Source organism: Neisseria sp. P0001.S005 (assembly GCF_051963715.1).
Genome location: NZ_JBQCTZ010000124.1, coordinates 1 through 10,255, shown reverse-complemented (window position 1 = coordinate 10,255; position 10,255 = coordinate 1). Strand labels below are relative to the sequence as shown.

Below are 10,255 nucleotides of genomic sequence, written 5' to 3'. Positions count from 1 at the left end.
GTACGCCGCGAACGCGTGGCCACTTACGCCAAAGAACAAGGCCTGCAATACTTTGAAAACCAAAAACCGTGGAACATCGCGGCCGAAGTCGCCCTGCCTTGCGCCACCCAAAACGAATTGGATGCAGACGCTGCCAAAATCCTGCTGGCAAACGGTTGCTATGTGGTTGCCGAAGGTGCGAACATGCCGTCAACTTTGGGCGCGGTCGAACAATTTATCAAAGCCGGCATCCTCTACGCTCCGGGCAAAGCGTCCAACGCTGGCGGCGTAGCGACTTCAGGTTTGGAAATGAGTCAAAACGCCATCCGCCTGTCTTGGACTCGTGAAGAAGTCGACCAACGCCTGTTCGACATCATGCACAACATCCACGAATCCTGCCTGAAATACGGCAAAGTCGGCGACAAAGTGAACTACGTCAATGGTGCGAACATTGCCGGTTTCGTCAAAGTTGCCGATGCCATGTTGGCGCAAGGTTTCTAAAAGCTGCATCAACGCAAATCATAAGGCCGTCTGAAATCTTTCAGACGGCCTTTTTCTTTTCATGCAAATTTTATACGCCCAAATAACCTTCCCTGCTGGAAAGCCATCTTGCCAAATGCGCTTCGACGATTTCAGGGTTTTGTTCAATCAGCAAAGGGGCGATTTCGCGCGCTTGTTCTAAAAGGTGCAGATCTTCTTCAAGGTTGGCGAAGCGCAGCATGGGAACACCACTTTGCCGCGCGCCGAGAAATTCACCGGGGCCGCGGATGTTGAGGTCTTGGCGGGCGATTTCAAAGCCGTCGGTGTGTTCGTAGATGACTTTTAGCCGTGCTTTGGCGAGTTCGCTCAAGGGTTCGGCAAATAGAAGAACACACACGCTTTCTGCCGCGCCGCGCCCTACCCGCCCGCGTAATTGATGCAGCTGCGCCAAGCCCATGCGTTCGGCGTGTTCGATCACCATCAGGGCGGCGTTGGGCACATCTACGCCGACTTCGATGACGGTGGTGGCAACCAAAACGTTCAGACGGCCTGCGGCAAATTCCGCCATGACTTCGGCTTTTTCGGCAGCCTTCATGCGCCCGTGTACTAAGCCGATGCTGAGTTCGGGCAAGGCCGTCTGAAGCTGCTCGAGGGTTTCGGTGGCGGTTTGCAGTTGCAAGGTTTCGCTCTCTTCAATCAGCGGGCAGACCCAGTATGCCTGCTGCCCTTTTCGACAAATATTAAGGACGAAGCCTTCGACTTCGGCGCGGCGGACGTTGTTGACGAGGCGGGTTTTAATCGGCGTACGCCCGGGCGGTAATTCGTCGATGACGGACACGTCCAAGTCGGCAAAGAAACTCATGGCGAGCGTGCGCGGGATGGGCGTGGCGGACATCATCAATTGATGGACGTCGCGCCCTTTGTTTTTAAGGGCGAGGCGTTGGGCGACGCCGAAGCGGTGTTGTTCGTCTACAATCACCAAGCCGAGATTTTGAAACTCGACGTCGTCTGAAAACAGGGCGTGCGTACCAACGGCGATTTTGACAGAGCCGTCAGCCAGTTTGGCTTTGGCTTCGTCTTTGGCTTTTTTGCGCTGACTGCCGGAAAGCCAGACGACTTCAAGGCCTAAAGGCTCAAGCCATTGTTTGAACTTGATGAAATGCTGTTCGGCAAGGATTTCGGTCGGCGCCATTACAGCCACCTGCGCGCCGGATTCAATGGCGGTCAAAGCAGACAAGGCGGCGACGATGGTTTTACCGCTGCCGACATCGCCTTGCAGCAGGCGGTGCATGGGGTGGGTTTGCGCCATATCGCGGCAAATTTCGGAAACAACTTTTTCTTGTGCATCGGTCAGGGCAAACGGCAAAGCGTGGCGCAGGGCTTGAGTCAATGTGCCGTCGCCGCCCAATGCCGTGGCTGAGCCGCTGACACGCTTCTGCCGCGCCAAGCGCATGGAAAGCTGTTGCGCCAAAAGTTCGTCGAATTTGAGCCGCTGCCATGCAGGCAGCGCGCCGTCTGAAAGTTGATGGATGGTGAAACTCGGTGGCGGCGAGTGCAAAAGGCGCAGGCTTTCGGCAAGGTGTGGCAGTTTCAGACGGCCTAATAAAGCATCGGTCAAGGTATCGTGCAGCGGCGTAACGTCCAAGGCCGTCTGAATAATACGGCGCAAAGTGGGCTGGTTCAAACCGTTTACGGTCGGATAAATCGGCGTGAGGCTTTCCGCCAAACCACTGCTCTCTGCATCGCGGATTTTAGGGTGAATCATCTCGTCGCCGTGAAACCCGTGTTTGATTTCTCCCACGGCGCGGATGCGCTTGCCGACTGCCATCTGTTTCTGGTTGCTGGCGTAAAAGTGGATGAAGCGCAGAAAAAGGACGCTGCCGGAACCGTCGGCAATTTGGACAATCAGCTGCTTGCGTGGTTTGAACGTTACTTCCTGATGGATGACTTCGCCCTCGACCTGACACGGCACACCGATCGGCGCATCCTTAATCGGCATAATGTGCGTCTCGTCCTCATAACGCAACGGCAGGTGCAACACCAAATCCCATGCGGTGTGGAGGTTGAGTTTTTCGAGCTTCTTGGCGGAAACATCGGTGATTTTGAGCTGTTTTTGGGTTTCGGGCGTCATCTTAAAAGGCAGCTAATTTTAAAGTTTGCTGTATTTTATCCGAAAACAAAAAGGCCGTCTGAACGCAATGTTTCAGACGGCCTTCAAAGCTGAATACTTGAAACAAATTAATATTTGAAAATACGCCGGCTATCAAATCAACTTCAGCCATTGTTAGAAAACAGCTTTCAAAAAAGAAGGATGTTTAATCCATACTTTTATCAGGAATTTGGCCAATAATGTTCACATACCAAATGATTATCCATTCGCTCTAGAAATGCCAATCCAATTTCAGTTTGACTGTCCGCGGTTCACCATAGAAATTGTTTTGACCTCGCGTACGGTTGTAGTTATTTTCAAAATACGTCCTGTCAGCCAGGTTAGTTCCGATCAGGCTGATTCTGCCGTGTTTGTGAAAGTCATATTGAACAAAGCCATCTATAAGTCCGTAGCCTCCTTGGCGAATATTGTAAAGGCTACTTGTGCGACTTTGCGCGGATATTCCGCCACCCAAGGTCAACTTAGTTTGAGGCAAGCGGTAGCTTGTACCGAGGCGGAACATATGTACCGGCGTGAAGTTACTGAAGTTATACGGATCGGCAGTCGTGTTTTTCTCCAACCGCTCCGCATTGACTTCTGCAGCATTTTTATACTTACTTTTGTTATATGTGTAGCCAACAAAAATACGCCAGCTTTCCGACAATTCGCCAGCCAATTCAAGTTCTGCACCGCTGCTCTTAACCTTACCCACAGGTTTTGCGATGGTTTGGAATGAACCTCCGTTACGACTAGTATCAGGAACAAATCCGAAATCGACAACGGTACGGTTTTTCTGCTGTAAGACAAACAAGGCAAGCGAAGCATTCAGACGGCCTTGCAAGAACGACCCTTTCCAACCTATTTCATAGTTAGTACCGATGAGTGGTGGAAGAACGGATTTGCTGGTTACATCAACGTTATCCTGTTGTTTAAAGATCTTAGTATAGCTGGCATACAAGCTTTGTTGCGGTGTCAGGTCGTAGGTAATACCGGCATATGGCGTAAACCTATGGCTTTGCATTTTTGAGGTGTAATGCTCTTTGTCGATTTTATTACTGCTCTCAGTTTGAAATGCCGTAGCAGGCTGGCCGTAGCGTACAGGCATTTCTTTGGCTTGTGTGGTTTCATAGCGCGTATAGTGCAGACCACCCAAGAGATGTAGGCGGTTGGTTGCATTAAAGCGGGTACTGACAGTCAAAGAATGTGTTTTATTCGTGTTAAGGTATTTCGAATAATTGTATAACGCCGGAACATGATCATCTGCAACCTGAACAGTTTTCCACAGCGGCGTTTTCAGATATTGGTTTGCCCATTTCAAATTTCCCTCTTCATCCCGCTCCTGTATTTTGTTTCCATTTGCATCCAATTCATAAACAGGATCTTGCACCATTACGCGCTCACCATTGTCGTTGACTGTCCAGACAGGCTTGCCCTCCGCATCCAACCGGGGAGTATATTTGGTAACATGCGCGCCACTGCATTCCGGCACATAGATCTTGTTATTACCTTTTTCGTTATAAATATGCCAATCTGGTTCGACAATGCCTTTTTCTAAAGGATTACGCTCCGGACCATCGGGATGAATGCCGCAACTGCCTGCACCTGCATAACCTTGAGGACGGACAAAATAACGGTTTTGATAGATTTCTGTATAAGCAGAACGGATTTTTTCATTGTTATACGCATAGCCGACAAAGAAATCATGTTCACGCCCAAGCAGGCGGTAGTTACCTGTCAGATCCAGCTTAAAGCCCCATTGCACATCGTGTTTGGTATAGTGCAACGGCATGAAGTTGTAACGGCGGTTGTATGTGTGGCGAAGATTGTATGCTGAGTCGTATAGACGGTTGGGAAACAGGCCTTCTGCATTGTTAATAATGCCTTGCTTTGCAAGCTCCTTATCAACAAACTCTTTTTTATCTACTTCTACACCCGGATCCTGCCAGTCGTTGCACAGGAAATCCAAACCAATGTCCTGCATACATTGATCAAAACCTGCCCGACGTGCTGCCACCCTTTGGGAGCGATATTGTTCAAAAGCAGATGCATCGAAATGATGGGCAACGTAATCTGCTTTTTTCTCTTCATATGTTTTAGTGACGCCATCACGATATTCTTTTAATTTTGCCAACGCCTTGTCTTTAGGCTCAAAAGGAATAACCTCCCCCTTTTCGGTTAAGAAACCCGTTGCCGCAGATGCTGAAATACCTGCCGCGTGTTCGTTTTTCAGAAAAAATTGTCCGACTTTGGCATCTGAATCGTTACGCGTATAAGAAATTTCGGCATTAAGTTGCCATCCATTGTCAAAGACATGTTTGAAACCGGAAAAAATATTGTATTTATCAGCATTCAGGCGTGACCATGAGGTTTCACCCAAATAAGTATTACGTGGCAATTTCAAAGGATTGTTACAGGCCGGACTGGAGCTGAAGGCCGCAGTTTTTTGATCCTCACAAGGTAAAATCACGCCGGCAAAATCGGGAATGTCTTTATTTTTTTGATAAGTACCGCCCAAAGTCAGCATACTGTTATCACTCAAATCCGTATCGATCACGCCATAAACCATGTCTTTCTTGTTCCATACACCCTCTTTAAAAGAACGGTGATCCTCATGAACACCAACCAGCCTACCGCGTACCGTATGTTCATTATTCAAACTTCCAGATACATCCAAAGCCAAACGCTTGCTGCCCCTATGGTCAGTACTAATTTCACCTGTATGCTTAAACAGAGCTGTTGGCCGCTTACGGATTAAATTAATGGTTCCACCCGGTTCGGAATTGGATTGAGTAAGACCGGTTGCACCTCTGACAACCTCAATGTGATCATAAACAGCCAGGTCTGTACTGGGTGAGACATCGATTTTTGCCGTATAGCCCGAACGTCCAGACACATTAGTAGTAATACCGTCTTCACCAATCTGATCAACATAGAAACCACGAGACAAAAAACGAGTTTGTAGGCCCGAATCGCGAACCACGTTGATTCCCGTAGTGTTTTTCATTGCATCTTCTAAAGAATATATTGCTTTATCATCTAGCTGCCGACGCGTCATTACGCTCACCGACTGCGGCGTATCCTTGCCTGAAATACGCAACCCAGTCGCCGTTGCCATCGTTCCGATTGTATAAGACTGACTGCGCTCGGTATTCCTTTGTGCCTGCCGTTTGCCACTGACCTTGACCGTATCCATGTCTACATGTTCAACTTCTTGATGTCCTGTATCTGCAAAAACAGTTTGGCAAGGCAGTACTAATAACAAACAAATTGTTTTCATTTGAAAATCAGGTTTCACAACTATTTCCTTAATTAATAGAATCTACTTACCTACTTGATAAAAATTATAATTTATTAATTTTAAATGATATTTAATCTATAAAATTAAAATATAATAGTAATGATAGGCGGAATCATTATATACCTGATGCATTAATATATGAACTTTTTGTTATAGATTTTTTCTTATATCCTGATTTTTAGATAAAAAAAGGCCGTCTGAACACAATGTTTCAGACGGCCTTAATTTAGGTATAACGCGATTAAGCGTTAGCTCCCTGTTGCTCTTGGTAGATTGCTTCGAAGTTGATCGGAGCAAGCAGTACAGGTGGGAAGCCGGCGCGGGTTACGCTGTTGGAAATGGCTTCGCGTGCGTAAGGGAACAGGATGTTTGGACAAGCAACGCCCAGCAGCAGTTGTACGTCTTCTTCAGGAATGTTTTCCAGACGGAAGATGCCGCTTTGGGTTACTTCGTTCAAGAACATGGTGCGCTCTTCGTTCAGTTTGGCAGTCACGGTCACGGTAACGTCAACGCTGTAGAAGCCGTCTTCCAGTTTGGTGTTGCCGGTAGAAACGCGCATATCCACTTCAGGTTCGCCTTGTTCCAAGAAGATTTGTGGTGCGTGAGGCACTTCCAAAGACAAGTCTTTTACATACAGACGCTCAACGCTGAATACGGGTTGCAATTCTTCGCTCATTTTATTTTCCTAAGTTAAGGGTTAAGGATTCAGTAATTCGTCCAACTTGCCTTCCTGCTGCAAGCGGTACAAATCAGTAAAGCCACCGACATGGGTATCGCTGATAAAAATCTGCGGCACGCTGCGCTGGCCGGAAAGCTGCTGCATTTCGGCAAAAACTTCTGGATTGCCGTCGATGCGGATTTCGTTGATTTCTTTCACACCCACCGCCTGCAACAGCCTTTTCGCCATGGTGCAGTACGGGCAATATGGACCGGTATAAACAGTAACGGTTTGCATGATTTCTTCCAAAATACCAATGTTCATGACTATATGGGCATAAGCGTTATTTTACAAGTGTTCCCGCCGTACGGTTGTAAAAAACATTTAGACGGCCTCTTGACCATAAACATTTGTGCAGATGCGGAAAAACCATAATTAAAGTATGATAAGCGCTTTCGCAGAATGACTTTTGCCATTTGTTTTTTGGAGAAGAACACATCGCAAAATTTTTTCTATTCAAAATCAGGTATCCCTATGCTTTCAGGAATCCCCATCCCCAAGGACGCCGTGCGTCCGTCTGAAACCGTCCTCGTCAACATTACGCCGCAAGAAACGCGTGTGGCTGTTTTGGAAGAGAACAATATCTGCGAGCTGCACATCGAGCGCAACAGCGGCCATAGCTTGGTCGGCAATATTTATTTAGGCGTCGTCAAACGCGTCCTTCCCGGCATGCAAAGCGCGTTTATCGATATCGGCTTGGAACGCGCCGCGTTTTTGCATATCGTCGACGTCCTCGAACAACGCCGCAATCCGGATGAAACCCAACGCATCGAACACATGCTCTTTGAAGGCCAGTCTGTCTTGGTTCAGGTCATTAAAGACCCCATCAACACCAAAGGCGCGCGCCTGTCCACCCAAATCTCACTGGCCGGCCGTTTCCTCGTGCATCTTCCGCAAGAAGACCACATCGGTATTTCCCAACGCATTGAAGACGATGCCGAACGCAACAGCCTGAGGGAGCGCCTCAACAACCTGCTGCCCGAAAACGCCTGCCACGGCTACATCATTCGCACCAACGCTGAAAACGCCTCCGATGACCAACTGCAATCAGACATCAACTATCTGACCAAAGTGTGGGAACACATTCAAAAACAAGCGAAAATTCAGCCGCCCGAAACCCTGCTGTATCAAGATTTGCCTTTGAGCCTGCGCGTTTTGCGCGATATGTTCAGCCTCGATACGCACAAAATCCTGGTCGACTCGACTGAAAACCACCGCCGCATGACCCATTTTGCCGAACAATACGTTCAAGGTGCATTGGGCAGAATCGAGCTGTTCAAAGGTGAACGCCCCCTATTTGAAACCCACAACATTGAGCAGGAAATCGCCCGCGCCCTCCAACCGCGCGTCAACCTCAACTTCGGCAGCTACCTCATCATCGAGTCCACCGAAGCCATGACCACCATCGATGTCAACACCGGCGGCTTTGTCGGCGCGCGCAATTTTGATGAAACCATCTTTCGCACCAACCTCGAAGCCTGCCACACCATCGCCCGCGAACTTCGCCTGCGCAATCTCGGCGGCATCATCATCATCGACTTCATCGATATGGCGCAGGAAGTCCACCGCGAAGCCGTCCTGCAAGAGCTTGCCAAAGCTCTCAGTTTCGACCGCACCCGCGTCACCCTCAACGGCTTTACCAGTCTGGGCCTTGTCGAACTGACCCGCAAACGCTCGCGTGAAAACTTAAGCCAAATCCTCTGCGAACCCTGCCCTTCCTGCCAAGGCCGAGGCCGTCTGAAAACGCCGCAAACCGTGTGCTACGAAATCCAACGCGAAATCGTCCGCGAAGCGCGCCGCTACGATGTCCAAGCCTTCCGCATTTTGGCTGCTCCGAATGTCATCGACTTGTTCTTAGACGAAGAATCGCAATCGCTGGCGATGTTGATAGACTTTATCGGCAAACCGATTTCTCTGGCAGTCGAAACCGCCTACACGCAGGAACAATACGATATTGTGTTGCTGTAAAAATAAAAGGCCGTCTGAAAACTTTTCAGACGGCCTTCTTGTTTGAGCAAATAAAGATTACGGTTTCACTACTTTACCGTTGATTTTGACGGAAGTCAGTTTCAGGTTGTAGGTTTTACCGTCATCGGTATAGCTAATTTGCGCAGGGATATTGTCGATATCGGAAGCAAACGAGTAAGTAACGGTATCGTCGCCGCGGCGGACGCGATATTTGCTTACAGGCGTTGTACCGCCGTTCAGTTTATAGCTTTCGCTGCCGATTTTGTTCATGCTACCGACGGTATACAGTTTTTTACCGTTGGTAATTCTCAAGCCTGACGGCAGGCGCACGTCATTGGCGGCCAGTTGCCATGCCAAAGTGAACAAATCCATGGCCGGGCCGGATTTTTCGGTTTTCAAATCGCCTACTTTACCATAAGTGATGTTGCCGCCGGAGAATTTGGCCTCGGCATACAATTTACCGCCGCGTACATCTTTGTAGTAAGACGGATGCAAGGTCGTGCCGTCGATGCTGCCGCCGGATTCAAAGCGGATATTGTAAAGCGGTACTTTGATGGTAGAAACGATTTTGTATTGGTTGCCGCTGCGTGTGAAGGTCATGGTCGCAGGAATACCGTAGCTGCCTGAGTATTGCAAAACGGCAGATTGCGGCAATTCAGCGGCTTGCGCGCCGATGGAGGCTGTAAGTAGGGAAAGTGTCAGCAGGGTTGTTTTAATCGGATTCATGATGTTTTCCTTGTGTGTATCGTGTTTTAATTAAGCCAACAGGCTTTGACCGGCGGCATTGCGTTGTGCATTCAAAACTCGGTTGCCTTCGATTTTCAGACGGCCTGCAACAAAGTCGGCAACGGCTTGCGGAAACAGCTGGTGTTCAACCGCCAGCACGCGTGCGGCAACATCGTCAGCGGTATCGCCGTCCAAAATAGGAACAATGCCTTGCGAAATAATCGGGCCGCAATCCAGCTCTGGGGTCACGAAATGGATGGTACAGCCTGCCACTCGGCAACCTGCTTCCAATGCGCGCTCATGGGTATGCAAACCGGTAAAGGAAGGCAGGATGGACGGATGGATATTGATCAGGCGGTTTTCATAATGGGCGCAGAACTCCGGAGTCAAAATGCGCATAAAGCCCGCCAATACAACCAAATCCGGCTGATAGGCATCGATTTTCTCCATCATGGCCTGATCAAATGCCAGACGCGAGTCGAAGTTTTTATGGTTCAAGCTGTCGGTGGCAATACCGCGCTCTGCCGCCCATGCTAATCCGGCTGCGGTCTCGCTGTTGCTCAATACGGCTGCAATGTTGGCATCGGGAATATCGGCATTCACAATCGCCTGCATATTGCTGCCGCGTCCGGAAATAAGGATGACGATATTTTTCATCATAATTCCTTGTTTGTTTGGAACAAAGGCCGTCTGAAACGGAATTTTTTCAGACGGCCTTTTATCCGTTGTTTAAGGGCGTAAGCCTTGATTCGGATTATTGAACTTTTTGTACGTCAACTTGTACAGGTTGTTGCGCAGCGGCATCAGGCGCGCCAACTTTAACCAGTTTTACATCGAATACCAAAGTAGCGTTCGGGCCAATTTTATCGCCGGCACCCACTTCGCGGTAAGCCAATTTAGCAGGGATGTAGAATGTTGCTTCGCCGCCTTCTTTCAA

The 10,255-nt window shown here is 48.8% G+C and carries 9 protein-coding genes; 2 read left to right on the top strand and 7 right to left on the bottom strand.

Annotated elements, in window-relative coordinates; genetic code table 11:
- A partial coding sequence (locus tag ACTHSP_RS13665) for a glutamate dehydrogenase (RefSeq protein ID WP_440346282.1) occupies window positions 1-480 on the top strand: 480 nt, incomplete at its 5' end.
- 70 nt (window positions 481-550) lie between these two features.
- Here the strand turns inward: ACTHSP_RS13665 and recG are convergent.
- The 4 genes from recG to grxC form a co-directional block, all read right to left on the bottom strand.
- Window positions 551-2,590, bottom strand: coding sequence for an ATP-dependent DNA helicase RecG (gene recG, locus ACTHSP_RS13660; RefSeq protein ID WP_440346281.1), 2,040 nt, complete (start codon window positions 2,588-2,590; stop codon window positions 551-553).
- 250 nt (window positions 2,591-2,840) lie between these two features.
- Complete coding sequence (locus ACTHSP_RS13655; RefSeq protein ID WP_440346283.1) at window positions 2,841-5,885, bottom strand: TonB-dependent siderophore receptor; 3,045 nt, start codon at window positions 5,883-5,885, stop codon at window positions 2,841-2,843.
- Window positions 5,886-6,147: 262 nt separating this feature from the next.
- A complete protein-coding gene (gene secB / locus ACTHSP_RS13650) occupies window positions 6,148-6,582 on the bottom strand; it encodes a protein-export chaperone SecB (RefSeq protein ID WP_003682271.1) in 435 nt (144 codons plus the stop codon).
- A gap of 21 nt (window positions 6,583-6,603) precedes the next feature.
- Window positions 6,604-6,861 carry a glutaredoxin 3 gene (grxC, locus tag ACTHSP_RS13645; protein WP_314513007.1) on the bottom strand — a complete coding sequence of 86 codons (258 nt, stop codon included), beginning with the start codon at window positions 6,859-6,861 and terminating at the stop codon, window positions 6,604-6,606.
- 237 nt (window positions 6,862-7,098) lie between these two features.
- Here grxC and ACTHSP_RS13640 point away from each other — a divergent pair, with 237 nt between their 5' ends.
- Window positions 7,099-8,592, top strand: coding sequence for an Rne/Rng family ribonuclease (locus tag ACTHSP_RS13640; protein ID WP_314512981.1), 1,494 nt, complete (start codon window positions 7,099-7,101; stop codon window positions 8,590-8,592).
- Between the two features lie 57 nt (window positions 8,593-8,649).
- On the opposite strand, the gene ACTHSP_RS13635 is transcribed toward ACTHSP_RS13640, so the two are convergent.
- From ACTHSP_RS13635 to ACTHSP_RS13625, 3 genes are all read right to left on the bottom strand, one after another.
- On the bottom strand, window positions 8,650-9,318 hold the full coding sequence (locus tag ACTHSP_RS13635; protein WP_314512983.1) for a DUF3108 domain-containing protein: 669 nt from the start codon (window positions 9,316-9,318) through the stop codon (window positions 8,650-8,652).
- 30 nt (window positions 9,319-9,348) lie between these two features.
- The gene (gene purN / locus ACTHSP_RS13630) at window positions 9,349-9,975 is read right to left on the bottom strand and encodes a phosphoribosylglycinamide formyltransferase (protein ID WP_314513009.1); all 627 of its coding nucleotides are present in this window, start codon (window positions 9,973-9,975) and stop codon (window positions 9,349-9,351) included.
- Window positions 9,976-10,072: 97 nt separating this feature from the next.
- Window positions 10,073-10,255, bottom strand: a 183-nt coding sequence (locus ACTHSP_RS13625; protein ID WP_440346280.1) for an FKBP-type peptidyl-prolyl cis-trans isomerase, incomplete at its 5' end; no start/stop codon positions are given.

Coding starts and splice junctions, on each gene's coding strand:
- grxC (WP_314513007.1), bottom strand. CDS start 6,861: ATGCAAACCGTTACTGTTTATACCGGTCCATATTGCCCGTACTGCACC.
- ACTHSP_RS13640 (WP_314512981.1), top strand. CDS start 7,099: ATGCTTTCAGGAATCCCCATCCCCAAGGACGCCGTGCGTCCGTCTGAA.
- secB (WP_003682271.1), bottom strand. CDS start 6,582: ATGAGCGAAGAATTGCAACCCGTATTCAGCGTTGAGCGTCTGTATGTA.
- recG (WP_440346281.1), bottom strand. CDS start 2,590: ATGACGCCCGAAACCCAAAAACAGCTCAAAATCACCGATGTTTCCGCC.
- ACTHSP_RS13635 (WP_314512983.1), bottom strand. CDS start 9,318: ATGAATCCGATTAAAACAACCCTGCTGACACTTTCCCTACTTACAGCC.
- purN (WP_314513009.1), bottom strand. CDS start 9,975: ATGAAAAATATCGTCATCCTTATTTCCGGACGCGGCAGCAATATGCAG.
- ACTHSP_RS13655 (WP_440346283.1), bottom strand. CDS start 5,885: ATGAAAACAATTTGTTTGTTATTAGTACTGCCTTGCCAAACTGTTTTT.